The 26,396-nt window shown below is 63.4% G+C and carries 22 protein-coding genes and 1 tRNA gene; 16 read left to right on the top strand and 7 right to left on the bottom strand.

Going from position 1 to position 26,396, the window contains the following annotated elements:
- Positions 1-368: 368 nt before the first annotated feature.
- The 5 genes from ACEWPM_RS02020 to pdxH all read right to left on the bottom strand — a co-directional run bounded on the left by ACEWPM_RS02020 (position 369) and on the right by pdxH (position 6,667).
- Positions 369-4,031 carry a vitamin B12-dependent ribonucleotide reductase gene (locus ACEWPM_RS02020; protein ID WP_393960807.1) on the bottom strand — a complete coding sequence of 1,221 codons (3,663 nt, stop codon included), beginning with the start codon at positions 4,029-4,031 and terminating at the stop codon, positions 369-371.
- Positions 4,032-4,664: 633 nt separating this feature from the next.
- Positions 4,665-4,741 (bottom strand) — tRNA-Pro (locus ACEWPM_RS02025).
- 71 nt (positions 4,742-4,812) lie between these two features.
- Complete coding sequence (locus ACEWPM_RS02030) at positions 4,813-5,277, bottom strand: DUF192 domain-containing protein (RefSeq protein WP_393960808.1); 465 nt, start codon at positions 5,275-5,277, stop codon at positions 4,813-4,815.
- Complete coding sequence (locus tag ACEWPM_RS02035; RefSeq protein WP_393960998.1) at positions 5,274-5,810, bottom strand: cold-shock protein; 537 nt, start codon at positions 5,808-5,810, stop codon at positions 5,274-5,276. The genes ACEWPM_RS02030 and ACEWPM_RS02035 overlap by 4 nt, the downstream gene beginning before the upstream one ends.
- A 251-nt stretch (positions 5,811-6,061) precedes the next feature.
- Entirely contained in the window at positions 6,062-6,667 is a 606-nt protein-coding gene (gene pdxH, locus ACEWPM_RS02040) for a pyridoxamine 5'-phosphate oxidase (RefSeq protein ID WP_393960809.1), read from the bottom strand.
- Positions 6,668-6,827: 160 nt separating this feature from the next.
- Between pdxH and fabI the strand changes: the two genes are divergently transcribed.
- From fabI to ACEWPM_RS02080, 8 genes are all read left to right on the top strand, one after another.
- A complete protein-coding gene (fabI, locus tag ACEWPM_RS02045; RefSeq protein ID WP_393960810.1) occupies positions 6,828-7,634 on the top strand; it encodes an enoyl-ACP reductase FabI in 807 nt (268 codons plus the stop codon).
- 8 nt (positions 7,635-7,642) lie between these two features.
- A complete protein-coding gene (locus ACEWPM_RS02050) occupies positions 7,643-8,239 on the top strand; it encodes a LysE family translocator (protein WP_420767991.1) in 597 nt (198 codons plus the stop codon).
- Between the two features lie 15 nt (positions 8,240-8,254).
- The gene (gene gpt / locus ACEWPM_RS02055) at positions 8,255-8,755 is read left to right on the top strand and encodes a xanthine phosphoribosyltransferase (protein WP_393960812.1); all 501 of its coding nucleotides are present in this window, start codon (positions 8,255-8,257) and stop codon (positions 8,753-8,755) included.
- A gap of 13 nt (positions 8,756-8,768) precedes the next feature.
- A complete protein-coding gene (locus ACEWPM_RS02060) occupies positions 8,769-9,983 on the top strand; it encodes an aminotransferase (RefSeq protein ID WP_393960813.1) in 1,215 nt (404 codons plus the stop codon).
- 51 nt (positions 9,984-10,034) lie between these two features.
- Positions 10,035-11,876, top strand: coding sequence for a peptidyl-prolyl cis-trans isomerase (locus ACEWPM_RS02065; RefSeq protein WP_393960814.1), 1,842 nt, complete (start codon positions 10,035-10,037; stop codon positions 11,874-11,876).
- 12 nt (positions 11,877-11,888) lie between these two features.
- Positions 11,889-13,397 carry an anthranilate synthase component I gene (gene trpE, locus ACEWPM_RS02070; protein WP_393960815.1) on the top strand — a complete coding sequence of 503 codons (1,509 nt, stop codon included), beginning with the start codon at positions 11,889-11,891 and terminating at the stop codon, positions 13,395-13,397.
- 77 nt (positions 13,398-13,474) lie between these two features.
- Positions 13,475-14,254 (top strand): sulfotransferase family 2 domain-containing protein, encoded by a 780-nt coding sequence (locus ACEWPM_RS02075; protein WP_393960816.1) that lies wholly within the window; start codon positions 13,475-13,477, stop codon positions 14,252-14,254.
- Between the two features lie 93 nt (positions 14,255-14,347).
- Positions 14,348-14,884, top strand: coding sequence for an rRNA large subunit pseudouridine synthase E (locus ACEWPM_RS02080; protein ID WP_393960817.1), 537 nt, complete (start codon positions 14,348-14,350; stop codon positions 14,882-14,884).
- Here ACEWPM_RS02080 and ACEWPM_RS02085 read toward each other — a convergent pair.
- Positions 14,881-16,332: a divergent polysaccharide deacteylase family protein gene (locus ACEWPM_RS02085; protein WP_393960818.1), complete on the bottom strand. Its 1,452-nt coding sequence runs from the start codon at positions 16,330-16,332 to the stop codon at positions 14,881-14,883. The genes ACEWPM_RS02080 and ACEWPM_RS02085 overlap by 4 nt on opposite strands.
- Before the next feature lie 167 nt (positions 16,333-16,499).
- Between ACEWPM_RS02085 and ACEWPM_RS02090 the strand changes: the two genes are divergently transcribed.
- From ACEWPM_RS02090 to lexA, 6 genes are all read left to right on the top strand, one after another.
- Positions 16,500-17,093, top strand: a complete 594-nt coding sequence (locus ACEWPM_RS02090) for an anthranilate synthase component II (protein ID WP_393960819.1) — start codon at positions 16,500-16,502, stop codon at positions 17,091-17,093.
- The gene (gene trpD, locus ACEWPM_RS02095) at positions 17,090-18,112 is read left to right on the top strand and encodes an anthranilate phosphoribosyltransferase (RefSeq protein WP_393960820.1); all 1,023 of its coding nucleotides are present in this window, start codon (positions 17,090-17,092) and stop codon (positions 18,110-18,112) included. The genes ACEWPM_RS02090 and trpD overlap by 4 nt, the downstream gene beginning before the upstream one ends.
- Positions 18,109-18,924, top strand: coding sequence for an indole-3-glycerol phosphate synthase TrpC (trpC, locus tag ACEWPM_RS02100; protein WP_393960821.1), 816 nt, complete (start codon positions 18,109-18,111; stop codon positions 18,922-18,924). The genes trpD and trpC overlap by 4 nt, the downstream gene beginning before the upstream one ends.
- Positions 18,925-19,401, top strand: a complete 477-nt coding sequence (gene moaC / locus ACEWPM_RS02105; protein ID WP_393960822.1) for a cyclic pyranopterin monophosphate synthase MoaC — start codon at positions 18,925-18,927, stop codon at positions 19,399-19,401. It begins immediately after the preceding gene.
- Between the two features lie 35 nt (positions 19,402-19,436).
- Positions 19,437-20,609 (top strand): molybdopterin molybdotransferase MoeA, encoded by a 1,173-nt coding sequence (locus ACEWPM_RS02110; RefSeq protein ID WP_393960823.1) that lies wholly within the window; start codon positions 19,437-19,439, stop codon positions 20,607-20,609.
- Positions 20,610-20,687: 78 nt separating this feature from the next.
- Positions 20,688-21,386 (top strand): transcriptional repressor LexA, encoded by a 699-nt coding sequence (gene lexA, locus ACEWPM_RS02115; RefSeq protein ID WP_393960824.1) that lies wholly within the window; start codon positions 20,688-20,690, stop codon positions 21,384-21,386.
- On the opposite strand, the gene ACEWPM_RS02120 is transcribed toward lexA, so the two are convergent.
- Positions 21,380-23,431: a ComEC/Rec2 family competence protein gene (locus tag ACEWPM_RS02120; RefSeq protein WP_393960825.1), complete on the bottom strand. Its 2,052-nt coding sequence runs from the start codon at positions 23,429-23,431 to the stop codon at positions 21,380-21,382. The two genes, lexA and ACEWPM_RS02120, sit on opposite strands and share 7 nt — an antisense overlap.
- An 89-nt stretch (positions 23,432-23,520) precedes the next feature.
- On the opposite strand from ACEWPM_RS02120, the gene gltX reads away from it, so the two are divergent.
- Together gltX and gltA are read left to right on the top strand one after the other, a co-directional pair.
- Positions 23,521-24,930 carry a glutamate--tRNA ligase gene (gene gltX / locus ACEWPM_RS02125; RefSeq protein WP_393961000.1) on the top strand — a complete coding sequence of 470 codons (1,410 nt, stop codon included), beginning with the start codon at positions 23,521-23,523 and terminating at the stop codon, positions 24,928-24,930.
- Positions 24,931-25,005: 75 nt separating this feature from the next.
- Positions 25,006-26,301 (top strand): citrate synthase, encoded by a 1,296-nt coding sequence (gene gltA / locus ACEWPM_RS02130; RefSeq protein WP_393960826.1) that lies wholly within the window; start codon positions 25,006-25,008, stop codon positions 26,299-26,301.
- The last annotated feature ends 95 nt before the right edge of the window (positions 26,302-26,396 follow it).

Here is a 26,396-nt window from a genome sequence, read left to right on the forward strand (position 1 = left end):
ACTTCGAGAGGCAACCGAACATTGAACTTGGAGCCGTGAGGATCCGCGCGGCCACGTTGCCACCCGTGATGTCCCCGTATTTGAATACTAGCAACATTTTCTGATTACGAAAAACCGCTGCCATTGATTACCGTCGGGTGCCCTCTGCAGTGGCCGAGGCACGAAGTGCCCCCAGATCGCAAAGGCATGAGGGCGCCGCAAGGACGCCCCCCTGATATCGATTTCATCGAATTGCTCCGACTTGCGTCTAATGAACTCCTCGCGCGGAACGCGAGGACTCTCTATTTCGTTGAAGGCACTTCATCTGAATTTTGAAATTCGGACAAAATTATGGCTTCTCACACCGGCCGACAACAACCCTCGATTACTCAGCTACACCCGCTCGTCGCGCCGCACGTGTTGCACTTCATGCAAGTGCCGTTGCGGACCAGCGTGTAGTTGCCGCAATCGCCGCAGGCCTCGCCCTCGTAGCCTTGCATCTTGGCCTTGACGCGGGCGTCCATGGAGACGGAGGTGGCCGTGAAGGTTGCGCTTGAGGCCGTCATGGTGGCGCCGGCGGTCTCGGGAACCAGCGTTTGCAGGCTGCGCGCGGGATCGCCCGCCACCGATGAGAAGGCCTGACCGCCGTTCAGCACGTACAGTTCCTGAGGCAAACGCTTGCGCAGGTAGCCGGTCGAGCTGATCTGCTTGAGCACTTCGAGCGATTTCGACGCCGCGGCCTCGCTCATCTCGCTGATATTGCTGACGCCTTCTTCCTCGCCGCGGCCCAGATCGTCAAAGCTGTGGCCCTCGGGCTTCACATGCGCCAGATCGGTGCGGTCGAGATAGGAGACCGCCAGCTCGCGGAAGATGTAGTCGAGGATCGAGGTCGCGTTCTTGATGCTGTCATTGCCCTGCACCATGCCCGAGGGCTCGAACTTGGTGAAGGTGAAGGCATCGACGAACTCTTCCAGCGGGACGCCATATTGCAGACCCACGGACACGGCGATGGCGAAGTTGTTCATCATCGCGCGGAAGCCCGCGCCTTCCTTGTGCATGTCGATGAAGATCTCGCCCAGCTGACCATCGGCATATTCGCCGGTGCGCAAGTAAACCTTGTGACCGCCGATCACCGCCTTCTGGGTATAACCCTTGCGGCGCTCGGGCATCTTCTCGCGCTGCGACTTGTTCACTTCCTTGATGACGATCTTCTCGACGATCTTCTCGGCCAGGGTAACAGCCTTGTCGTGATTGCTGCCGCTTTCCAGGATCTCGGCCGCGTCGTCGTCATCCTCGACCAAGGCAGAGGCCAGAGGCTGGCTCAGCTTGGAGCCATCGCGGTAGAGCGCGTTGGCCTTGACGCCGAGCGACCACGAAAGTTCATAAGCTTTCTGGCAATCCTCGATCGTGGCGTCGTTCGCCATGTTGATCGTCTTGGAGATCGCACCCGAGATGAAGGACTGCGCGGCGGCCATCATGGTGATGTGGCTGTTCACGCTGAGATAGCGCTTGCCCTTCTTGCCGCAGGGGTTGGCGCAGTCGAAGACGTGGTAATGCTCGGCCTTCAGGTGCGGCGCGCCTTCGAGGGTCATCGTGCCACAAACATGATCGTTCGCCGCCTCGATATCCTTCCTAGAATAGCCCAGATACGCCAAGAGGTCGAAGGCCGGGTCGTTCAGCTTGGCCTCGGGGATGCCGAGGACATTGGTGCAGAACTCGACGCCCAGCGTCCACTGGTTGAAGACGAAGCGGATGTCGAAGGCCGAGCCCAGCGCCGCGTCCACCTTGGCCAGCTCGTTGGGGCCAAAGCCGTGGCCGACCAGAGAGGTGTGGTTGATGCCGGGCGCGTTGCCGATGGTGCCGTGACCCACGGCATAGCCGATGATCTCTTCGATCTGCGCCGAGCCATAGCCCAGCATTTCAAGGGCGGCAGGCACCGAATGGTTGATGATCTTGAAATAGCCGCCGCCGGCCAGTTTCTTGAACTTCACCAGCGCGAAGTCAGGCTCGATGCCGGTTGTGTCGCAGTCCATGACAAGGCCGATCGTGCCGGTGGGCGCGATGACGGTGGATTGCGCGTTGCGGTAGCCGTGCTTTTCGCCCAGTGCCAGCGCCTCGTCCCAGGTGGACATGGCCAGCTCGACAAGGCGGCTGTCGGGGCAGCCGGTCAAGTCCAGCGGCACGGGCTTGACCGCCAGCGCCTCGTAGCCTTCGGAGGCGCCATTGGCCGCGTTTCGGTGATTTCGGATGACGCGCAGCATATGCTCGGCATTGCGCTCGTAGCCCGGAAAGGCGCCGAGCTCGCCCGCCATTTCGGCGGAGGTGGCATAGGCGACGCCCGTCATGATCGCGCTCAGCGCACCGCAAAGCGCGCGGCCCTCGTCACTATCGTAGCCGAAACCCATATTCATCAGAAGGCCGCCGATATTGGCGTAGCCCAGGCCCAGCGTGCGGAAGTCAAAGCTGCGCTGCGCGATTTCCTTGGAGGGGAACTGCGCCATCATCACGCTGATTTCCAGCGTCACGGTCCAGAGGCGTGAGGCGTGCATATAGGCTTCGGCGTCGAACCGACCGTCATCGTAGAACTTGAGCAGGTTCATCGAGGCGAGGTTGCAGGCCGTATCGTCGAGGAACATGTATTCCGAGCAGGGGTTCGATCCGCGGATCTCGCCATCTTCGGGGCATGTGTGCCACGCGTTGACCGTGTCGTGGTACTGGATGCCCGGATCGGCACAGGCCCATGCGGCATGGCCCACATCCTCCCAGAGGTCGCGTGCCTTGATCGTCTTGGCCACGCTGCCATCGGTGCGGTTGATCAGCGCCCAATCGGCATCATCCTTGACCGCCTGAAGGAAGGCGTCGGTGACGCGGATCGAATTGTTGGAATTCTGGCCCGAGACGCTTGCATAGGCCTCGGAATCCCAGTCGGTGTCGTAGGTCGGGAATTCAATGCTCTCATAGCCCTGCTTGGCATAGTCCAGCACGCGCTTGACGTATGTCTCGGGGATCGAACATTTCTTGGCGCCGCGAATGGCGTCCTTGAGGCCCGCGTTCTTCTTGGGGTCGACCGAATCCTCAAGGCTGCCATCCCAGGCACGGATCGCGGCGAAGATGTCGTTCAACTTGGCTTCGTGCATCTTGGAGCCGGCGACGATGCTGGCGACCTTCTGCTCTTCCTTGACCTTCCAGTTGATGAATTCCTCGATATCGGGGTGGTCGGCATCGCAGATCACCATCTTGGCCGCGCGGCGCGTGGTGCCGCCCGACTTGATCGCGCCTGCTGCGCGGTCACCGATTTTCAGAAAGCCCATGAGGCCCGAGGATTTGCCGCCGCCCGACAGTGGCTCGTTCGCAGCGCGCAAGCTGGAGAAGTTGGTGCCCGTGCCGGACCCGTATTTGAAAAGACGCGCCTCGCGCACCCAAAGATCCATGATGCCGCCATCGCCGACGAGGTCATCGGCGACCGACTGGATGAAGCAGGCATGGGGCTGCGGATGCTCGTAGGCGCTGGTCGACTTGGTCAGCTTGCCGGTCTTGTAGTCGACATAGTAATGCCCCTGCCCGGGCCCATCAATGCCGTAAGCCCAGTGCAGGCCGGTGTTGAACCACTGCGGGCTGTTGGGCGCGCCCATCTGGCGGGCCAGCATGATGCGCATCTCGTCGAAATAGGCCTGTGCGTCGGCCTCGGTGGTGAAATAGCCACCCTTCCAGCCCCAATAGGTCCATGCGCCGGCCAGACGGTCAAAGACCTGCTTGGCCGAGGTCTCGCCCGTGGTCTCGACATTGTCGCCATCGGGAACCGAGCGCCACAGGAACTCGGGCACGCCCTTTTCCTTGACGCGCTTGAGGCGGACAGGGACGCCGGCCTTGCGGAAATACTTCTGCGCGATCACGTCGCTCGCGACCTGACTCCAGCCGGCGGGCACTTCGACATTGTCCAGCTTGAAGACCGACGTGCCGTTGGGATTGCGGATCTCGGACGAGGTCGTGACGAACTCGAGCTCCGCATATGCGTCCTTACCGGCCTTCGTGAACTTTCTGTCGATTTTCATGTCGCTGCCTCTCGCCCCGCTTTGGGTACTGGTTCATGTTGGTTGGCTGCCGCGACGCGCCGTTCCGCGCCGGACCCTGTTCATCGGGCGCACCCCTCCACACTGCGACCGCACGCCCCTCGGCGCACGCCTGCTAGCCTGAAATTCGGCTGGTATCGAGAATGTCCCTCGCCGCCCTGGTTGCACTACATATTGTGTGCGCATCGGCGGCCTGCACAACCTGACGCATTGGCACATACTCCGTCAATCGCAAATTTATGGAAAAGCTGCCTCTTTGCCGTTGACCTTTTGCGCGGGTTCCGACCGTGACCCGGGCCAGCCGATTCATGCACAGCATATCCACAGGGTTGCGCGCCGCTGACGTAAAGGAAGCTCGGCTTTCAAAACCGCTGATTTTCGGATGGTTTAGCGCCCGACGCTCACAAAGCGCTTCAACCTTATCCCGCGCTGTTGGTGTAAAGGCGGTGCAGGATTTGGCGCGCGCCGGGGGCGAAAAAAACTTTTCCGCCTCTGGGCGACCCGGTGCATCCGCGCCACAGGCAAGGGCTCAATCCCGCGCAGGAACCGCGTAGGACGGGCACGGGTCCACCGGATGCGGCGCATTTGCGCGATTTCATATGTTGAGAGGAAGAATGGTCGGGGAGGCAGGATTCGAACCTACGACCCCCTGTACCCAAAACAGGTGCGCTACCAGACTGCGCCACACCCCGGACCATGCAGGAGGCTTACGCAGAATCGGATAGGAAGAAAAGCCCAAATGCGAACGTTTGACCGCAAGGTGTCAGCATTTCCAAGCGGCGCGATCTTCGACAAAAGACGGATGGCGCATCTGGGTACCCGGCGCGATACCAAGGCGCTCGGCCAGTCCACCATTGATCTCGAGCACGGCCTTGATATCGGCGCCCCCCATGATCGGGGTAAGGTCGCCCGGCACCGCGTTGGAATGCACCCGTGCCACGGTGCCAGTCGCGTCGACGAAAATCATGTCCAGCGGGATCAGCGTATTCTTCATCCAGAAGCCGACGGTGCGGGTTTCGGGATAGACAAAAAGCATGCCTCCCGATTGCGGGAGGCTTTCGCGGTGCATCAGGCCCTGTGCCCGCTCGGCCTCGTCATCAGCCAGCTCGATGGCGAACCGTGCCTGCCCCCAGTCGCCGCGAAGCTGAACCACGTCGGGGCGGCACTCTTCGGCCAAGGCCGCCGTGCCGACAAGCGCCAGCCAACAGGCAACCGCGAGTTGCTTCATTTGACGGCGCTCTCCCAGCCGCTGACCTCTGCGGCCATTCGGCCCCTCTTGCCGTTGATGACCCGGATGGCCAGCGCCTCGCCCGGCTGCAAATCCGCAAGGCCCGAGCGCCGGAGAACTTCCATATGCACGAAGACGTCACCGTCCTCGCCAAAGGTATTGGCAAAACCAAATCCCTTGGCCTTGTCGAACCACTTGACCCGCGCGGGCACCAAGGGCGCATCGCGCAGCGTCTCGGGATCGATCTCGTCGAAATCGGCGAGCCCGGGAAGGTTACCGGCATCGGGCGGCACGATCTCATGGACGGCAGTCGCCTGCACACCGCGTTCAGTGCTTTGGACGTCCAACTCGACGATGGCGGCATCCGCCACCGAACTCTGGCCGAAATTGCGCAGCACATTCGCATGCAAAAGGATGTCTGCGCCACCTTGATCGTCAAGGACAAACCCAAAGCCGCGCACGGGGTCGAACCATTTGACGCGGCCACGCACACGCCTCAAGTCCGCATCGTCCGATCCGACGATAGTGGCCATCCTGCCTTGCGTCACGTCAAACATGCCCACGCACTCCACTCCTTTCAGCTGCAAGGAGACACATCCATAGAGCGCCCCCTGACACGCTTACATATAGAGTCACCGGGTCTAAGCGTCCATGCCTAAGGGACTCAAAAATCACTTTTTAGAGGACTGTGTCGGCAACAGCTCGCTTTATGCGTGTAAATTCCGGCGTAATCTTGCCACTTTACCCTTGACGTCGGCGAGATAACGTAACGTAAGCTTTGAAATCATGGATTCAGCCGCGTCACACTCCACGCCTCATCCGCCCCCCCCCGGCGCCAGACAAAACGATCGTGAAGCCTGTAATCGCCGTCTGCCCAGAACTCGATCTCGACCGGAGTGATCTTGAATCCGCCCCAGAACGGTGGGCGCGGAGGGTTCAGCCCGTGGCGCGCTGAAACCTTGGCGACCTCCGCCATCAGCGCCCCCCGGCTCGAAAGGGGGCGCGACTGCTTTGAAGCCCAGGCCCCCAGCCGGCTCTTGAGCGACCGCGACGCGTAGTAGGCATCTGCCTCGGGGCCGTCCTGCCGCGCGACGGGCCCGCGCACCCGGATCTGGCGGCGCAGCGTCTTCCAATGCATGACGAAACCGGCTTTGCCGCCAGAGGCCAGTTCCTGCCCCTTGGCGCTCTCGTAATTGGTGTAGAAAACGAAGCCGTCATCCGCGATTTCCTTGAGCAGGACCATGCGCATGTTGGGCATACCCTGCGCATCGACGGTGGCCAGCGCGATGGCGTTGGGATCGTTCGGCTCGGTGCCCTCAGCCTCCTCCAGCCAGCGGCGCGCGATCTGAAAGGGATCGTCGCCTGCGAATTTGCCAGTTCTGTCTGTCATTTCAACCGTCCCCTCGATTTCCATCACGCTAAGATATGACGCAAGGCGCACACCATTTCCAGAGTGACCACGCCACCCTTTGCGGAAGGCAGCCCTTGATGCACCCCGGGCAATCGCCTAAAGGTCAGCAAAAGCATCTAATCGGGTCGGGAAGCGGGATATGTCAAACAATCTTATGGCGGGCAAGCGCGGCGTTATCATGGGCCTTGCCAACGACAAATCCATCGCCTGGGGCATCGCCCAAGCCTGTGCCGATGCGGGCGCCGAACTGGCCTTCACTTACATGGGCGACGCGTTCAAAAAGCGGGTCGAGCCGCTGGCAAAATCGCTAGGCTCCGATGTGATGATCGACTGCAACGTGTCGGACCCCGCTTCGATCGACGCCGCCTTCGCCGAGATCGAACGTGTCTGGGGCAAGATCGACTTTCTGGTCCACGCCATCGGCTTTTCCGACAAGAACGAACTGCGCGGGCGCTATATCGACACAAGCCGCCAAAACTTCCTCGATACGATGGATGTCAGCTGCTACAGCTTCACCGCCGTTGCCAAGCGCGCGGAAAAGCTGATGAAAGAGGGCGGCTCGATGCTGACCCTCACCTATTACGGCGCCGAGCAGGTCATGCCCCATTACAACGTGATGGGCATCGCCAAGGCCGCACTGGAGGCATCGGTGAAATACCTTGCCGAGGATCTGGGCAAGGACGGTATCCGCGTCAACGCCATCTCGGCGGGTCCGATCAAGACGCTGGCCGCATCCGGAATCGGCGATTTCCGCTATATTCTCAAGTGGAACGAGTTGAACTCGCCGCTCCGCCGCAACGTGACCATCGACGATGTGGGCAAGGCCGCGCTTTACCTTCTCAGCGATCTCGGGAGCGGCACGACGGGCGAGAACCTCCATGTCGATGCGGGCTATCACGTGGTCGGCATGAAGGCCGTCGACGCGCCCGATATCGACAACACCTGAGGGCAATGATGGACGCGGCGACGCTCCTTCTGTTCAATGCGGCCATACTCGGCGCGCTTGCCAGTCCCGGACCTGCGTTCATCGCGATGATCCGCTCGTCCTTCGTCGGTGGGCGGCGCGCGGGCTTGATGACGGGGCTTGGTCTGTCGCTCTCGGCCGTCATCTGGTCCGGGGTGGCGCTCTTGGGCCTCAGCGCGATCTTCGCGGCCGTGCCTGCGGCGTATACAGCGCTGAAACTGGCCGGCGCCGCCTATCTGATCTGGCTGGCGATCGGTCTCTGGCGCGGCGCCGACCGCCCCGTCGAGACCGCTCTGCCCGGCATCGCTCAAGGCTTTCGGCTGGGCCTGATCACCAATCTGGCGAACCCCAAGCTGGTATTCTTCATCGGCTCGATCTTCTCCACGATTCTGCCTGCGGATCTGGCTTGGAGCACTTCGGCGCTGATCCTGGCCAATCATCTAGCGCTGGAGCTTGCCTGGTATGCAATGGCGACGATGATCCTGACCACTGCGCCCATGCGAGCAGGGTATATCCGCCTCAAATCCAAATTCGATCGGTGCGCCGCACTTCTTTTGGGCGCCATGGCCGCACGCATCGCAATCTGAGTCATTGGAGCCTCCATGCAAGAACCCCTGCCCCACGAAAAAGGATTCCATGTCAGCTGGGACCAGTTGCACCGCGACGCGCGCGCGCTGGCGTGGCGGCTTGATGGCAAGGGGCCGGATGACGGCGCATGGCGCGCGATCGTGGCCATCACGCGCGGCGGCATGGCCCCCGCGATGATCGTCGCGCGCGAGTTGGATATCCGCACCGTCGATACGATCAGCGTCAAGAGCTACGACCACCAGTCCCAAGGCGCGGCGCAGATCCTGAAATCCCCGGATATGGACATCGTCGGCGACGGCACCGGCATCCTCGTGATCGACGATCTGGTGGATACCGGACGGACGCTCGACGTGGTGCGCGCGCATATGCCCAAGGCGCATATCGCCACCGTCTATGCCAAGCCGATGGCCAAGGAGCGCGTCCAGACCTTCGTCACAGAAGTCAGCCAGGATACCTGGATCTTCTTCCCCTGGGATCTCGCCCTGCAATATGTCCAGCCTTATCGCGGCAAATAAGAAAGACCAGCATATGAGCCGCACTACGCATAGTTTCGCCCCGCCCGTGATGGAGGCCCGCCGCTGGCTGGACGGAGTCCAGTTCCCGCCCGACCGCCCGCTGATCAACGTAAGCCAGGCCGCCCCTGTCGAGGTGCCGCCCGAGGGACTGCGCCGCGCGATGGCCGAGGCGTCGATGACGCAGACCGATGCGCATCTTTATGGCGCCGTTCTGGGCCGCGACGATCTGCGCGCCGAGGTGGCATCGCAATGGACCGCCGCCTATGGCGGCGCCATCGGGGCGGGGAATGTCGCCATCACCTCGGGCTGCAACCAGGCGTTCTGCGCCGCCTTGGCCACGCTCTGCGATGAGGGGGATGAAGTCATCCTTCCAACCCCATGGTATTTCAACCATAAAATGTGGTGCGACATGAACGGCGTGCGTATCTTGCCGCTGCCGGCGCGCGCGGGCCTTCTGCCCGATCCCGAAGAGGCCGCTGCCCTCATCACGCCGCGCACCCGCGCCATTGTGCTGGTCACGCCCAACAATCCGGGCGGTGTGGAGTATCCGGCGGACCTCGTGCGCGCCTTCTACGAGCTGGCCAAATCGCGCGGCATCGCCCTGATGGTCGATGAGACCTACCGCGATTTCGACGCGCGCGCCGGCGCGCCGCACGACCTTTTCACCGATCCCGACTGGGACCAGACGCTGATCCAGCTTTACTCCTTTTCCAAGGCCTACCGCCTGACTGGGCACCGCGTCGGCGCGATGACCGCCTCGCCCGCGCGGCTGGCCGAGGCCGAGAAGTTCCTCGATTGCGTCGCCATCTGCCCCAACCAGCTGGGCCAGATCGGCGCGCTCTGGGGGATGCAGAACCTTGCGCAATGGCTGGCCGGTGAGCGGGCCGAGATTCTGGACCGCCGCGCCGCCATCACGGAGCAGATGCCGAAACTGGCCGCGCAAGGCTGGGAGTTGAAGGGCGTCGGCGCGTATTTCGCCTATCTCGCGCATCCCTTTGCCGAGGGGTCGGACGCGCTGGCCCCGCGCCTTGTCCGCGATGCGGGCGTGCTGACCCTGCCCGGCACGATGTTCGCGCCCGCCGAAGACAGTTCCGGCGCGCGACATTTCCGCATCGCTTTCGCCAATGTGGACCGCGCCGGGATCGAGACGCTGTTCGGCCGGCTCGCCGCGCTTGGCGCCCTTCAGGATCGGGGCTGGCCCCTTGCCCCTCGGACCCCGAGCGCATAGACAATCCCCAACGCGAGACCGCACCCCATTTCCGACGAAGGCGCCAAAAACATGCGATCCAAAAGCATTTCCAAATCCGCGATGTGGGTCCTGATGGGCCTTCTGATCCTTGGCCTCGGCGGCTTTGGCGTAACCAATCTGGGTGGCGGCATCACCCGCATCGGCACGGTGGGCGACACCGAGATCACGATCGACGAATATGCTCGCGCCCTGCGGTCCGAGGTGAACGCTGCGGTGGCCGAGACGGGCGCCCCCCTGCCCTTCGCCGAGGCCGAGGCACGCGGCCTGCCACAGCGCGTCCTTTCGCGCCTCGTCAGCCAGGCCGCGATCGAGGATGAGGCGGCGCGGATGGGCATCTCCGTGGGCGACGCCACGCTGGGCCGCCAGATCATGGATATCCCCGGGTTCCAGGGCGTTGACGGGCAGTTCGACCGCGAAGGCTATCGCTTTGCGCTGGAACGCGCGGGCCTCAGCGAGGCGCAGTTCGAAGAGGATGTGCGCGCCGAGACTGCCAGCACGCTGGTGCAGGGCGCCGTCATCGCGGGCGTCAGCACGCCCGCCGCCTATACGGACAGCCTGCTGGACTATATCGCCGAAGAGCGTGACGTGACCTTCACCGCGCTCGGGCGCGGCGATCTGAACAGCGGCCTGCCGGTGCCCACAGACGCGAATCTGGAAACCTACTATCAGGCCAACATCCCCCAGTTCACCATCCCCGAGACGCAGCGCATCACCTATGCCTGGCTCACCCCCGAGATGATCATCGACGAGGTCGAAGTGGATGAGGCCGCCCTGCGCGAAGCGTATGAAGCCCGCGCAGCCGAGTTCAACCAACCCGAACGCCGCCTGGTCGAGCGTCTGGTCTATCCCGACGCCGAGGCCGCCGAGGCAGCTCGTGCAGAGCTGGACGCGGGCGAGGCCACATTCGACGATCTGGTCGAGGCGCGCGGTTTGACCTTGCAGGATGTCGATATGGGCGACGTGGACCGGACCGAGTTGGGCGCCGCGGGCGAGCCTGTCTTCGGCGCCGCATCGGGCGACGTGGTCGGCCCGGTCGAGACGAGCCTCGGCCCCGCGCTCTTCCGCATCAACGCGGTGCTGCAAGAGCAGATCACCAGTTTTGAGGAGGCCGAACCCGAGCTGCGCGGCGCCTTGGCCAATGACCGCGCCGCGCGCGTTATCGACGCCTCGATCGAGGGCACGAACGATCTGCTGGCAGGTGGTGCGACCATCGAGAACCTCGGCGACGAGACGCAGATGGAAACCGGCACGATTGACTGGCGCCCCGGCATGAGCGAGGGCATCGCAGGCTACGCCGCCTTCCGCGACGCCGCCGCCGACCTGCAAGTGGGCGATTTCCCCGAAGTCCTGAACCTCGGCGACGGCGGGATCTTTGCCATGCGCCTTGACGAGGTGGTCGAGCCCACGGTTCAGCCGCTGGAAGAGGTGCAGCAGCAGGTCGCCGCGGCTTGGGCACGTGACGCGCTGATCGAGGCGCTGCGCGCACAGGCGGACGAGTTGATCGCCGAGCTGGAAAGCGGCGCGTCCTTCGAGGATGTCGGTCTGACGCCCCGCACCGGCAAGGGTATCACGCGCCAGGGCTTTCAGGCTGGCACCCCTTCGGGCACCATCCCCGCGATCTTTGCGATGGACGAGGGCGACGTGACCATGGTCAATGGCGACGACCGCCTGTTCATCATCCGCCTCGACAAGGCCGCCGTCCCCGAGAGCGAGGGCGATGAGCTGGACCGCATCCGCAGCAGCCTGCAGGATTCGGCGGCAGGCGACATCGCGCAGGATCTCTACCAGGCGCTTGCCGATGATATCCGGTCGCGCGCCGGGATCACGCTGGACCAGCAGGCCATCGCCGCCGTTCACGCCAACTTTCAATAAGGACGCGCTGCCGTGGAACTGACCCCATCCTATGATGCCTTTGCCGCAGAATATGAGGCCGGCAAGAGCCAGTTGGTCTATACGCGTCTCGCTGCCGATCTCGACACACCCGTCTCGCTGATGATGAAGCTGGCAGGCACCGCCACTGACGCTTTCATGCTGGAATCGGTCACCGGCGGCGAGGTGCGCGGGCGCTATTCGATCATCGGAATGAAGCCGGACCTTGTCTGGCAGTGCCACGGCAAGTCCAGTCGGATCAACCGGCAGGCCCGCTTCGATCCCGAGGCTTGGGAAGCGCAGGACGGCGATCCGTTGGCCAATCTGCGCAGCCTCATCGCCGAGAGTCGCATCGATCTGCCCGACGATCTGCCCGCCGCCAGTGCGGGGCTTTTCGGCTATCTGGGCTATGACATGATCCGCCTGGTCGAGCATTTGCCCAATGTGAACCCCGACCCGCTCGGCCTGCCCGACGCGCTGATGCTGCGCCCCTCGGTCATCGCCGTGCTGGACGGGGTCAAGGGCGAGGTGATCGTCGTGGCACCCGCATGGCATGAGCCGGGCACCAGCGCCCGCGCCGCCCATGCCCGCGCCGCCGAGCGCGTGATGGACGCCGTGCGCGATCTGGACCGCGCCCTGCCCCAAAGCCGCGGCCTCGGCCAAGCCGCCGAAGATGGCGAGGCGGTGTCGAACTTCACCCGCGAAGGCTACAAGGCCGCCGTGGAGCAGGCCAAGGAATACATCAAGGCGGGCGATATCTTTCAGGTGGTGCCCAGTCAGCGCTGGACGCAGCCTTTCGCGCAGCCGCCCTTCGCGCTCTACCGCAGCCTGCGCCGCACGAACCCCTCGCCCTTCATGTTCTACTTCAATTTCGGAGGGTTTCAGATGATCGGCGCCAGCCCCGAGATTCTGGTCCGCGTCTTTGGCAATGAGGTCACGATCCGCCCCATCGCAGGCACCCGGCCCCGCGGCGCGACTCCCGAAGAGGACCGCGAGAATGAGGCCGACCTGATGGCCGATACCAAGGAACTGGCAGAGCATCTGATGCTGCTGGATCTGGGGCGCAACGACACGGGCCGCGTCTGCAAGGTGGGCACCGTGCACCCGACCGAGGAATTCATCATCGAGCGCTACAGCCACGTCATGCACATCGTCTCGAACGTCGTGGGTGAGTTGTCGGATGATCAGGACGCGCTCAGTGCCCTTCTGGCGGGCCTGCCCGCTGGCACGGTATCAGGCGCCCCCAAGGTGCGTGCGATGGAGATCATCGACGAGCTGGAGCCGGAAAAGCGCGGCGTCTATGGCGGCGGGGTGGGCTATTTCAGCGCGGGCGGCGACATGGATATCTGCATCGCCCTGCGGACGGCCGTGGTCAAGGATGCCAAGCTCTATATCCAGGCGGGCGGCGGCGTGGTCTATGACAGCGACCCCGAGGCCGAGTATATGGAGACAGTACACAAATCCAACGCCATCAGGCGGGCAGCTGCGGATGCGGCCCGGTTCGGGGGATCCTCCAACGGGTAATGCGGGAGGTTGCGCCGCGTCTTGATTGAGCCCACGCGGACCTCAGGTCGAGAGCAGGGAAGCCGATGCAAATTCAAATGATCAAGCATCTGGCGTCGCATCCGCGTGTCGAAACCAAGCGGGTGAAACCCGAATGGCTTTACACGACCAGACGCTATCCGCTTTACTGGCATCATATCCCCAAAAATGGCGGAACGTTTTTCAAGAGTCTGCTCTACTACCTGGATAACGAGCGCCTGATTGACCCTGAGACCGGCAGACATGATTGGGATGATCAGCTGGAACGCGCCTCGCAGACCTCGCTGGAGGAAATCGAAAGAAACGCGCACAACCTGATCATCATGCGCAATCCCATACATCGCTTTCTGTCCGTCTATTTTGACAAGGTTTATCACGGTGGCGGGCCCCGCCGCCCCGGAATGTCTCGGGAGTTTTTCGCCGCCCATGATCTGCGCGAAGACAAGAATTTATCTGCAGCCGGTCATACGGAAAACTGTTTGAAACTGGCGCAATGGGCTGCGTCCAACATTGCCGGTGAGACCAGGACGAAACCCAATTGGCACCTCGTCCCGCAAACGCACCAACTGACACAGGTTTTCAAATCGAATTTTCACGTCCTGACGCTCGAAGGTTTCCGGTGGCAGTTGGTGCATTTCCTAAAGGATCTGGTCCCCGACATCGAAAAGGCGTCCCACGCAGTTGGCGCGCGCAATAAATCCCCAAAGCCCATTCGGAAATCCGATATTCTGACGCCCGAGTTGACTCAGCGTTTGAAGGAAATCTATGCAGATGATTTTCGGTCGTTCCGGCAGGTGCGGCGATATTGGCGGGAATTGAGACAGCGTGAATTGAGCTGACCAAGCACGGCGCGACAGAGCCAGAACAGACGCAAAGGCACGGTCTTCGATTGACGCATTGCCCCCCACCCACGCACTGCCTGAAAGCTATCTATGAGTCGCCTCATCCTTCTCAACAAGCCGCATGGCGTCCTGTCGCAATTCACCGATGAGGGCAGCGGGCATTCGACGCTGGCCGCCTATGTGGACGTGCCGGGCGTCTATCCCGCCGGGCGACTGGACCGCGATAGCGAGGGGCTGCTGATCCTGACCAGTGACGGCAAGCTGCAGGCGCGCATTGCCGATCCGAAGTTCAAGCAGCCCAAGACCTATCTGGCTCAGGTCGAGGGCGTGCCGGACGACGTCGCGCTGGCCGCGCTGGCCAAGGGGGTCGCACTCAAGGACGGCCTGACGCGGCCCGCCGAGGTCCGCCGGATCGACCCGCCCGCCCTCTGGCCGCGCGTGCCGCCGGTGCGGTATCGCAAATCTGTCCCGGACAGCTGGATTGAGCTGACCATCACCGAGGGGCGTAATCGGCAGGTGCGGCGCATGACAGCGCATGTCGGATTTCCCACGCTGCGGCTGGTGCGCTGGCGCATTGGCGAGTGGACACTGGACGGCATTGCCCCCGGTTGTTGGCGCGAAGCTTAATCCTCAGCCAGAAGCACCGCGGAAATCGGAGCGAGCGCCACCCGACTGGCGCGGTCCTGCAGCCCCCAGAGCAGCAGCGCGCTAATCGTATCGGCGCGCAGGCGGCCCAGCATGATCACGCCCTCTTCGTCGCGCCCCGCCTTGAACGCCGCCTGATCGAGGAAGCGGCGAATGACGGTCGCGCTTTGATCATTGCTGTCGAAATCCCTGAAAATCGTGCCGACGGGTACGCCCTCGCGCGCGATCAGCTTTGGCGCGGTCTGAAGACCCTTCGCAAAGAGAACGAGGCCATGCCCGGACTCGAGAAGGATCGGTACCAGTTGCTCGCTGGCATCGCGGCTGATCTGCAGGCCGGTGCCCGAGCCTTCCAGTACGCCGACAGCCTCGGGTACGGCGGCAAAGACGGTCTGCATGACGGCTTCGGCATCGCGCGCATCGGCGCTTTCGGGCAGATCCGCCATGGCAAGCACCTCGAAGCCCGCATCGCGGTAGCGCGCCATCGCCTCGGCAGCGTCAGGCCGCATCGCATCCACGGCAAAGCTGAGCGGATAGGGAAAGGCATCCAGCGCCTCAAGCCCGATGGGGCTGCTGCCGTTGTCGATCAATACGATGGCCATCAGCGGCTTGCCTTCGGGATTGTCGAAGGGCGCGGCGTTTCTTGCGATCGCGCGCGGATCCTCCGGCACCTCTTCGATCTCCAGCTCGACAGGTTCGGGGCCCACGGACGGAAGGCGGTTCGTCTCGATATCCTCCGCGATATCTCCGATCGTGCCGGATGGCATGGCATCCTCGTCGGATGCATCCGGCGCATCAATTGACGGCTCCGGCGAGGAATCCGGCGCGTCTTGAAGTGGATCGTTGTCCATCTCGGGCGCATCCTGAGAGCCGGCGTCCGAAGGCGTCAGGCCTGCACTCGCCTCGACCTCGGGCATGCTGGGCTGGGCTGGATCGGCGGAAATGGCCGGGTCTTCGGCGCCCGGCGCTGGTGCGGTGGCGATATCGCTTGTGACATCGGGCGCGGTCTCGGCGGTGGTTTCTGGAACCACACTTTCTTCCGCACCGGCATCCGCCGCCTCGTCCGGCAGACTGGCGATGATACCGCTGCCGTCGCTGGGCACTTGCGGGGCGCTGAGGTCGGCGTCGATTCCGCCTGTCTCCGGGCGCTGCGAGGGCTGGGTATTCTCGGCCCCCATCGCACTCAGATCATCGGGCGCTGCCGTGTCGACCTTGGGCGCGTCCGAGGCGATGGCTGGCGCGCCGTCCGCATCCGGCATCTGCGCAGGCCCATCGACCAGCGACTGGTTGAATTCCGACCCGGCCGGCACCTCGATCGTGGCCGCGCCGGGCGCTGCGTCCTGCCCGCCCCCGGCGACAACCGAAAGCGTGCCCAAGGCAAACCCCGATACGGCCGCACCGGCCACCAGCCCCGACAAAAATCCGCTCGCCATGCCTTGGCCCTCCTGCAACTGCCCGTCTGCCGCGGCGTTTCCCGCCTTCGGCCCCCTTGACCCTCGGGGCCAAGCCTGAACATGTATACCGCGACCGCCCCCCCGGCCTCCACCCCAAATCCAAGGGACCGATGGCGATGGGGCAAATCCAACACGGACCTGCTGACATGCTGCTGCTCATCGATAATTACGACAGTTTCACCTACAATCTGGTGCACTACGTCGGAGAGCTGGGCGCCGAGGTGATCGTGCGCCGCAACGACGCGCTGGACGTGGAGGCCGCACTGGCCATGAAACCGTCGGGCATCCTGCTGTCTCCCGGCCCCTGCGATCCGGATCAGGCGGGGATCTGCCTAGACCTGACGCTGGCGGCGGCGCGAGCGCGTATTCCCCTTCTGGGCGTGTGCCTTGGACACCAGACCATCGGACAGGCCTTTGGCGGGCGCGTCGTGCGGCATAGCGAAATAGTGCATGGCAAGATGGGTCTGATGCATCACGAGGGCAAAGGCGTCTTTGCCGGGCTTCCCTCGCCCTTCGAGGCGACGCGCTATCACAGCCTCGTGGTCGAACGTGCGAGCCTGCCCGACTGCCTAGAGATCACCGCGCATCTGGAGGACGGCACCATCATGGGGCTCCGGCACCGCGAATTGCCAATCGAGGGCGTGCAGTTTCATCCCGAATCCATCGCCTCGCAGCATGGCCATGCCCTGCTGAAAAACTTCCTCGACATGATGCAGCAACCGGCCAAGGTGCCCGCATGAGCGACGCGATCAAGCCCCTGATCGACGCCGCCGCGAACGGCCCTCTTACGCGCATGCAGGCCGAGCAGGCCTTTGGTATCCTCTTCGACGGCGAAGCGACACCCAGCCAGATCGGCGGCTTCCTCATGGCGCTACGCACCCGCGGCGAGACGGTGGATGAATACGCCGCTGCCGCCGCCGTCATGCGCGCCAAGTGCAACAAGGTGCGCGCGCCCGAGGGGGCGATGGATATCGTCGGCACTGGGGGCGACGGAAAGGGCACGCTCAACATCTCGACCGCGGCGGCCTTTGTCGTAGCGGGCGCCGGCGTTTGCGTGGCCAAACATGGCAACCGCAATCTCAGCTCGAAATCCGGCGCGGCGGATGCGCTGGGACAAATGGGCGTCAACGTGATGATCGGCCCGGAAGTTGTTGAAAGGGCGCTTAAAGACGCGGGCATCGCCTTTATGATGGCGCCGATGCACCACCCCGCGATGGCGCATGTCGGGCCGGTGCGGGCCGAGCTTGGCACGCGCACGATCTTCAACATCCTCGGGCCCCTGACCAACCCCGCAGGCGTCAAGTTTCAACTGACCGGCGCCTATCGGCGCGACCTGATCCGCCCCATGGCCGAAACGCTGGGACAGCTGGGCTCCACCCGCGCGTGGCTGGTGCATGGCAGTGACGGCACGGACGAGCTGGCCATCAGCGGGCATAGCTGGGTTGCCGCCCTCAATGAGGATGGCACCATCACCGAATTCGAGTTGCACCCGGAAGAGGCCGGCCTGCCGCTGCACCCGTTTGAGGACATACTGGGCGGCACTCCGCAGGAAAACGGCGCCGCTTTCCGTGCGCTGCTGAACGGGGCGCCCGGCGCCTATCGCGACGCGGTGCTGCTGAACTCCGCCGCGGCGCTGGTGGTGGCCGGTCACGCCGCATCCCTTCCCGAGGGTGCCGAGCAGGCCGCAGCCAGCATCGATAGCGGGGCGGCCCTCAAATGCCTAGAAACGCTTGCTAAAATCACATCGGAGACGACATGAGCACGCCCACAATCCTCGAAAAGATCAAAGCCTACAAGCTGGACGAGATCGCGGCGACCAAGGCCGAGGTCTCACCCGAAGCGATGGCCGAGCGTGCCCAATCCGCGCCCGAAGTGCGGCCCTTCAAGGAGGCGTTGCTTCAGGCGTCCATCGGAGGCTATGGCCTGATCGCCGAGATCAAGAAGGCCAGCCCCTCAAAGGGCGTCATCCGCGCTGATTTCGATCCCGCCGCGCTGGCACAGGCCTATGCAGAGGGCGGCGCGACTTGCCTGTCGGTCCTCACCGACACGCCCAGCTTTCAGGGCGCCAAGGAATTTCTGACGCAGGCCCGCGCCGCCTGCGAATTGCCCGTGCTGCGCAAGGATTTCATGTATGATCCCTATCAGGTCGCCGAAGCGCGCAGCCTGGGCGCGGATTGCATCCTGATCATCATGGCCAGCGTCACCGACGCCGAGGCCGCCGCGCTGGAACAGGCTGCCGAAACTTGGGGCATGGACGCGATTATCGAGGTGCACAATGCCGAAGAACTCAACCGCGCCGAGGCACTGAAATCTCAGCTCATTGGCATCAACAACCGCGATCTGAACACGTTCGAGACGTCTCTCGACACCTCACGCACCCTCGCCCGCTACGTGCCCGAGGACCGTATCATCATCTGCGAAAGCGGCCTGGAGACGCGCGAGGACCTTGCGGATATCGCACGCTACGGGGCGCGCTGTTTCCTTATCGGCGAGACATTGATGCGCGCGGACGATGTGGCCAGCGCGACGCGGCAGTTGCTTGCCAATCCCCTGACCCCCGGAGGCCTGTAAATGACGGGCCTGACACATTTCGACGCGCAGGGCGACGCGCATATGGTCGACGTGTCCGGCAAGCCCGTGACCGCTCGTGTCGCGACCGCAGCCTGCCACATCAAGATGGCGCGAGAAACCTTTGATATCATTTCCGAAGGCCGCGCCAAGAAGGGCGACGTCATGGCCGTCGCGCGCCTTGCCGGGATCATGGGGGCCAAGCGAACGCCCGACCTGATCCCGCTTTGTCATCCGTTGCCCATCGCGAAGGCCAGCGTCGATCTGATCCTCGACCCTGATTTGCCGGGGCTGCGGATTGAGGCCACGGTCAAGACCACCGGTCAAACCGGCGTTGAGATGGAGGCGCTCACCGCCGCGAGCGTGGCCGCGCTAACCGTCTATGACATGGCCAAGGCGGTCGACCGGGCCATGGAAATCGGCGGACTGCGTGTTCTTCTGAAAGATGGTGGAAAATCCGGTCGTTACGAGGCGGAATAAATGTATTTGGATTTCCAGCGCACTGGCTTCCCAGCATGATCAGCGTTGACGAAGCCCTCGCTCACCTCTTTGCCTTGAGCCGTTTCAGCGGTATTGAGACAGTGCCCCTGCAGGCCGCTTGCGGCCGCGTGCTGGCGAAGCCGGTCAGCTCCTCGCGTGACCAGCCGCCCTTCGCTGCGTCCGCGATGGATGGCTATGCGGTCCGCGCCGCAGATGCCCGCCCCGGCGCCTCCTTGACCGTGGTCGGCGAGGCGGCCGCCGGCCATCGCTGGTCCGGCGTTCTGGCCCCCAATCAAGCAGTAAGAATCTTTACCGGCGCGCCGTTACCCAATGGCGCTGATCGCGTTATCATTCAAGAGGATGTCGAGTTTTCTTCATCCCAAATCACGCTCGGCGAAAGTCTTGATCCTGCGCTGCATGTCCGCCCCGCAGCCGCGGATTTCGCGGCTGGCGAGACGATGGAGGCTCCCCGTAGATTGCGCCCACACGACATCGCTCTTTTGGCGGCGATGAACGTCCCTGACATTCCTGTGGCGCGCAGACCCAGCGTTGCCATCATCGCCACGGGGGACGAGTTGGTCATGCCGGGCGAAACGCCAAATTCCGACCAGATCATTGCTTCCAACACCTTCGGACTGGCTGCCCTGATCGAGGAAAACGGCGGCATCGCCCGCGTTTTGCCCATCGCGAGGGACAATTCCGCATCCCTTGAGACGGCCTTTGGTCTGGCATATGGGGCCGACTTGATCATCACGGTCGGCGGGGCATCCGTAGGCGATCATGACCTTGTCGGCGCGGTTGCCGCCGGGCTTGGGCTGCAGCGGTCCTTCTACAAGATCGCCATGCGACCGGGCAAGCCGCTCATGGCCGGACGTATCAACGGTTCCGTCATGGTCGGACTGCCCGGAAATCCCGTGTCCGCAATGGTTTGCGGTCATGTTTTCATCCTGCCGATGCTGCGCGCAATGATTGGACTCGGCGAGACAGGCGCGCCTTGCATCACCGCCGAACTCGGCGCGGACCTTCCGCAAAACGGGCCTCGCGCGCATTACATGCGCGGGCATCTTGACCGAGGCATCGTGGCGCCTGCCGCATCCCAGGACAGTGCCCTTCTCAGCGTTCTCTCGCGCGCCAACGTGCTTATCGTCAGGCCCGTTCATGCCCCGCCCGCGGCCAAGGGCAGCCTTGTTTCCGTCATGCCGATCTGACCCGTGCCCAAACGGCTTGACACAAAACGGGAACATGTATAGAACAAACTAGGATAAATCGGCGGAGGGACGGATGCTATGCTGACCAAGAAGCAGCTGGATTTGCTGGAATACATCAACAAACGGGTTCAGCGCGATGGCGTGCCGCCCAGTTTCGACGAGATGAAGGATGCATTGGACCTGCGGTCCAAATCCGGAATTCACCGCCTGATCACGGCCCTTGAGGAACGCGGTTTCATCCGCCGTCTTGCCCACCGTGCGCGCGCGCTTGAAATCGTCAAGCTGCCGGAATCGCTGGGCGGCACATCGAGCCATGGCTTTGCCGCACGCGTGATCGACGGCGACATGCCCGACGACCCACCCCCCGCCAATGCCCGCCCGGTCACGATCGATGCGCTGGAAGTGCCCTTGATGGGGCGGATCGCCGCCGGTGTCCCGATCGAGGCCATTCAGCACGCGTCGCACAATGTCGCCGTACCGGGCGCGATGATCGCGGGCGCCGGCGAGCATTATGCGCTGGAGGTCAAGGGCGATTCCATGATCGACGCGGGTATCAATGACGGCGATGTGGTCGTCATCCGCGAGACCTCGACCGCCGATAATGGCGATATCGTGGTGGCCCTTGTCGAGGATCAGGAGGCGACGCTGAAACGGTTTTTCCGGCGTGGCGGCGCGATTGCGCTGGAGGCGGCCAACCCGGCCTATGAAACGCGCATTCTCTCCGATGACAAGGTCAAGGTGCAGGGTCGTCTGGTCGGGCTCATCCGCACCTACTGAGTCATCCGCGCGGCGCGCCTCTTGTGCCGCGCATTCCAAAGCCGCTCGCCCGAGATTTGCCGGGCGGTGGTGGCGTGCAGTTCCTTGCCCTGCAATGCCATTGCCCCGGTGTCCCGCAGAGCCGTCGCATCAAGAGTTTTGCACGCCTTGATCTCGGTCCAATCCGGGGGCGCAACAGAGTTCATGACGATCAGCCCGGGCTCGGTGCAGCCAGTCAGCCCTTCCAGCGCCCGCTTACCGCGAAAGGCGCGAATGGCGGGCCAGCCTGCCGGAACAAAGTCCTGAGGCCATCTTGCTGCCGCCTCTTCCTGCGTCGCCGGATCCCCATCATTCTCCAGCCAGTTCTGTGCCGCGAACCCGTCCCCCTTTGCCGCGCTGAGCGCACGGCCCGACGGCGTCATGATTCCTACCAGGCCTCCGGTGTCGGAGATCAGGATATACGGGCGGTCTGCTTCCGCCCACAACGCGAAAGCGACGATCATCGGAAGGGCGCCGACGAAGCGCAGCCGCCCCTGCCAGAGGATAAGCATCAGTGCCCCCAGCGCCAGAATCGGAAGCACCCATGCCCCCGGGCTGGGCACCATGCCGCGAGCGCCATCCTGCTCCGCGATCCAATGCGCGACACCGAGGATCCAGTCCAGCCCCAGCCCCATGACCCATAAGCCCATGCCTTCCAGTCCGAAGGGCAAGAGGCACACCGACAGAACGGCCGCCGGCATAACCAGAGCGCCCATCAGCGGAACCGAGGCGAGGTTGGCGATCAGGCCGTAATGCGCGATCTGGTTGAAATGCGCGGCGGAAATCGGGGCGGTCGCCAGCCCGGCTACACCGGATGAAATCACGACGGCTACCACCGGGCGCAGCAATTTCGGCCCGCGCGGGACGCTGTCATGCTGCAGCCAGCCAAAGACGGCGATCAGCGCGGTCGTGGCGGCAAAGCTCATCTGGAAGCCGGGGCCCATCAACGCTTCGGGCCGCAGGACCAGCACGATGAGCGCAGCCAGCGCCACGGCCCGCAGGCTGAGTGCGCGGCGGCTGAGCATGACGGCAACCAGCATGACGGCAACCATGATGAAGGCCCGCTCGGTCGCGATGCTGCCGCCCGAAAGGCCGAGGTAGAAGGCTGCGACGACGAGGGCGAGCGCGGCGGCGACCGGCTTGACCGGTGCGCGCAGGGCAATCCATGGCACCAGGGCCAGACCATAGCGGAGCGCGCCAAAGACAAACGCGGTAAGCAGGCCCATATGCAAACCCGAAATCGCCAGAAGATGCGCGAGATTCGATACGCGCAGCGCCGTCAGCGTGTCCTGCCCCATGCCGGACCGATCACCTGTCATGATGGCGGCCGCAAAGGCCCCCGTCTCGCCCGGCAGGGCCGCCTGGACCCGGGCAGACAGGCCCATACGGATGCGGAACATCCACTGCCCGCCCTCGGGCGGGGCCAGGGCAACCAAGGGCACACGGGTGTAACCCACCGCTCCCAGCCCCTGGAACCACGCGTGGCGCTGGAAATCGAAGCCGCCCGGCTCGACCGGGCCGGAGGGCGGCGACAGATGCCCCGTCGCACCCATATAAAGACCGGGCTGCGGCGCGGCGCCAGCAATCTTGGAATGCAGCGACAGACGCACGCGCTCGGGCGTGCGGCCCGGCGCCACGCCTGAAAGTCGCACCCGGTCCAGCGTCACGCGCACCGCGTCCGAGGCCGAGCGGTCGATGCCCACAACGCGCCCCTCGATCGGTCCGTAATAGCGCCAGCCAAGAACCGGTCCGGCAACCTGATGCGCCCGCGCGCCTGCCAGGAGCGCTCCCGCGATGATCAGCGCGGCGCCAATCGCCAGCGGCGAGGTCGCCTGCCCCATCTTGCGCGACAGCCCGAGCAAGAGCGCGATCAGCCCGGCAAGCGCCGCATAGGCGGGCCAGCCCGGCTCGGCCGGGAGGGTGAAATAGAGACCTATCCCCGTGCCGAGGCAAACAGGCGCCCAGCCGATCAGATGCCCCCGCTGCAACAGCAGCACGCCCGCGGAATACTGCCAGAGCGCCGCCACTTGTTTCCCTTCCCGCTCATAGGTAGACAGACGCCGAACCTATCCCCGACATCGTTACCGAAAGGTTAATGCGCCCCATGTCCAATCTGGTGTCCCAAAAGGTCGTGACCCGTTTCGCCCCCTCGCCCACCGGCTATCTGCATATCGGCGGGGCGCGCACGGCGCTGTTCAACTGGCTCTTCGCGCGTGGTCGCGGCGGCCAGTTCCTGCTGCGGATCGAGGATACCGACCGCGCCCGCTCGACCCCCGAGGCGACGCAGGCCATTCTGGACGGGATGGCGTGGATGGGCCTCGACCATGACGGCGAGGTGATCAGCCAGTTCGAGCGCGCCAGCCGCCACGCCGAGGTCGCGCACCAGATGCTGGAGGCGGGGCAGGCCTATAAATGCTTTGCGACCCAAGAGGAAATCCAGGCTTTCCGTGACAATGCCAAGGAGGAGGGCCGCTCGACCCTCTTTCGCAGCCCGTGGCGCGATGCCGCGCCCGAGACGCATCCGGATCTGCCCTACGTCATTCGCATCAAGGCGCCGCTGGAGGGGGCGACTGTAATCGAGGATGCCGTGCAGGGCCGCGTGACCATCCGCAACGACCAGCTGGATGACATGGTGCTGCTGCGCTCGGACGGGACGCCCGTCTACATGCTGGCCGTGGCGGTGGACGATCACGACATGGGCGTGACCCATGTCATTCGCGGCGATGACCACCTCAACAATGCGGCCCGCCAGATGATGATCTATACCGCGATGGGCTGGCCCCTGCCCATCTATGCGCATATCCCGCTGATCCACGGTCCCGACGGCAAGAAGCTGAGCAAGCGGCACGGCGCGCTTGGTACGAACGAATACCGCCAGATGGGCTATCCCGCGTCCGGCATGCGCAATTACCTCGCCCGGCTCGGCTGGAGCCATGGGGATGCCGAGTTCTTCACTGATGCCGAGGCGCAGGAATGGTTCGATCTGGGCGGGATCGGCAAATCCGCGGCGCGGTTCGATTTCAAGAAACTCGAAAACATCTGCGGTCAGCACCTGGCCGCGACGGAAAATGCTGCGCTGCTGCATCAACTCGAGGAATTTTTGCAGGTAACCGGCCGCCCGCGCCTTACGCCCGAACAGGCGGCGATGTTTCTGGACGCGATGCCGCACCTCAAGGAACGCGCGCGCACCTACATAGAACTCCTTGAAAAGGGTCAGTTTATTCTGGCGTCTCGCCCCTTGGACATTGACGAGAAAGCCGCCGCACAACTCGATACGGTATCCCGTGGTATGCTGCGAGAATTGACGCCGCATCTGCAAAATGCTAATTGGACCCGGACGAGCCTCGAGGCGTTTATGAACGATTTTGCAGAGGCGCGCGATATCAAGTTTGGCAAGATGGCAGGCCCGCTCAGGGCCGCGCTGGCCGGGCGCAGCGCAACGCCCAGCGTCTATGACATGATGCTGGTTCTGGGGCAGGCCGAAACGCTCGCCCGTCTCGAGGATGCAGGCAGCGACGCGGATTAATCCCGTCGTAAGGCCAGTAGATTATCCAGCCCGGACCGGGGTACGGCCCACGGTTCGCAACAGGGAGAACGCCTAATGGCCGACGACAAGAAAACCGCCACGCTGAGCATCGACGGCAAGGAATACGAGCTTCCCATTCACTCGCCCACCGCCGGCCCTGATGTCATCGACATCCGCAAGCTCTACAGCCAGGCGGGCGTTTTCACTTATGACCCTGGCTTTACCTCGACCGCCAGCTGCGACAGCACGATCACCTTCATCGATGGTGAAAAAGGCGAATTGCTGCACCGTGGCTACCCGATCGACCAGTTGGCCGAAAAATCGCACTATCTGGAGGTTTGCTACCTGCTTCTCTATGGCGAGCTGCCCTCGGCAGCGCAGCTTGAGGATTTCGAGTCGCGGGTGACGAATCATACGATGCTGCACGAGCAGATGCAGTTCCTCTTCCGCGGCTTCCGCCGCGATGCGCCGCCAATGGCCATCATGGTGGGCGTCGTCGGCGCGCTGAGCGCATTCTATCACGACAGCACCGACATCAACGACCCGTGGCAGCGCGAAGTCGCCTCGGTCCGAATGATCGCCAAGATGCCGACTATCGCGGCAATGGCGTACAAGTACACGATCGGCCAGCCTTTCGTTTATCCGCGCAATGATATCGACTATGCGTCTAACTTCCTGCGCATGTGCTTTGCCGTTCCGTCCGAGGATTACGAGGTCAACCCGATCCTCAGCCGCGCAATGGACCGCATCTTTACGCTGCACGCGGATCACGAGCAGAATGCGTCCACCTCGACCGTGCGCCTAGCCTCGTCCTCGGGCGCAAACCCCTTCGCCTGCATCGCCGCTGGCATCGCCTGTCTCTGGGGCCCTGCCCATGGCGGCGCCAATCAGGCCTGCCTCGAGATGCTGCGCGAGATCGGCACCGTCGACCGCATCCCCGAATATATCGACCGCGCCAAGGACAAGAACGATCCTTTCCGCCTGATGGGCTTTGGTCACCGGGTCTACAAGAATTTCGACCCCCGCGCGAAAGTGATGAAGCAATCCGCAGACGAAGTTCTGGACCTCATGGGGATTGAGGACAATCCGACCCTGCAGGTCGCGAAAGAGCTCGAAAAACAGGCGCTGGCCGATCCCTATTTCGCGGATAAGAAGCTGTTCCCGAATGTCGATTTCTACTCGGGCATCATTCTCGAGGCGATGGGTTTCCCGACCTCGATGTTCACCGCGATTTTCGCCGTCTCGCGCACCGTCGGCTGGATTTCTCAGTGGAAAGAGATGATCGCCGATCCGCAGCTGAAAATCGGGCGGCCCCGTCAGCTATATGCAGGGGCCACGTTGCGGGATTACGTAGATATCGAAAACCGCTGAGCAGCGGCAGTACTATAGAAGAGGGCGCGGCAACATTGCTGCGCCTTTTTCACGACTCAAGCCGGACTTTTGTCAGCAAACCGGCTTCCTTCTCA

This window comes from Roseovarius maritimus, from assembly GCF_043355895.2.
Classification (GTDB): domain Bacteria; phylum Pseudomonadota; class Alphaproteobacteria; order Rhodobacterales; family Rhodobacteraceae; genus Roseovarius; species Roseovarius maritimus.

What these genes read in the sequence shown, in the direction of transcription:
- pdxH (WP_393960809.1), bottom strand. Translation starts at nt 6,667, where the DNA reads ATGACAGACAGAACTGGCAAATTCGCAGGCGACGATCCCTTTCAGATC.
- ACEWPM_RS02065 (WP_393960814.1), top strand. Translation starts at nt 10,035, where the DNA reads ATGCGATCCAAAAGCATTTCCAAATCCGCGATGTGGGTCCTGATGGGC.
- ACEWPM_RS02020 (WP_393960807.1), bottom strand. Translation starts at nt 4,031, where the DNA reads ATGAAAATCGACAGAAAGTTCACGAAGGCCGGTAAGGACGCATATGCG.
- ACEWPM_RS02030 (WP_393960808.1), bottom strand. Translation starts at nt 5,277, where the DNA reads ATGAAGCAACTCGCGGTTGCCTGTTGGCTGGCGCTTGTCGGCACGGCG.
- ACEWPM_RS02080 (WP_393960817.1), top strand. Translation starts at nt 14,348, where the DNA reads ATGAGTCGCCTCATCCTTCTCAACAAGCCGCATGGCGTCCTGTCGCAA.
- ACEWPM_RS02060 (WP_393960813.1), top strand. Translation starts at nt 8,769, where the DNA reads ATGAGCCGCACTACGCATAGTTTCGCCCCGCCCGTGATGGAGGCCCGC.
- ACEWPM_RS02085 (WP_393960818.1), bottom strand. Translation starts at nt 16,332, where the DNA reads ATGGCGAGCGGATTTTTGTCGGGGCTGGTGGCCGGTGCGGCCGTATCG.
- trpD (WP_393960820.1), top strand. Translation starts at nt 17,090, where the DNA reads ATGAGCGACGCGATCAAGCCCCTGATCGACGCCGCCGCGAACGGCCCT.
- lexA (WP_393960824.1), top strand. Translation starts at nt 20,688, where the DNA reads ATGCTGACCAAGAAGCAGCTGGATTTGCTGGAATACATCAACAAACGG.
- ACEWPM_RS02110 (WP_393960823.1), top strand. Translation starts at nt 19,437, where the DNA reads ATGATCAGCGTTGACGAAGCCCTCGCTCACCTCTTTGCCTTGAGCCGT.
- trpC (WP_393960821.1), top strand. Translation starts at nt 18,109, where the DNA reads ATGAGCACGCCCACAATCCTCGAAAAGATCAAAGCCTACAAGCTGGAC.
- ACEWPM_RS02090 (WP_393960819.1), top strand. Translation starts at nt 16,500, where the DNA reads ATGCTGCTGCTCATCGATAATTACGACAGTTTCACCTACAATCTGGTG.
- gpt (WP_393960812.1), top strand. Translation starts at nt 8,255, where the DNA reads ATGCAAGAACCCCTGCCCCACGAAAAAGGATTCCATGTCAGCTGGGAC.
- ACEWPM_RS02035 (WP_393960998.1), bottom strand. Translation starts at nt 5,810, where the DNA reads ATGGCCACTATCGTCGGATCGGACGATGCGGACTTGAGGCGTGTGCGT.
- moaC (WP_393960822.1), top strand. Translation starts at nt 18,925, where the DNA reads ATGACGGGCCTGACACATTTCGACGCGCAGGGCGACGCGCATATGGTC.
- gltA (WP_393960826.1), top strand. Translation starts at nt 25,006, where the DNA reads ATGGCCGACGACAAGAAAACCGCCACGCTGAGCATCGACGGCAAGGAA.
- ACEWPM_RS02075 (WP_393960816.1), top strand. Translation starts at nt 13,475, where the DNA reads ATGATCAAGCATCTGGCGTCGCATCCGCGTGTCGAAACCAAGCGGGTG.
- ACEWPM_RS02050 (WP_420767991.1), top strand. Translation starts at nt 7,643, where the DNA reads ATGGACGCGGCGACGCTCCTTCTGTTCAATGCGGCCATACTCGGCGCG.
- fabI (WP_393960810.1), top strand. Translation starts at nt 6,828, where the DNA reads ATGTCAAACAATCTTATGGCGGGCAAGCGCGGCGTTATCATGGGCCTT.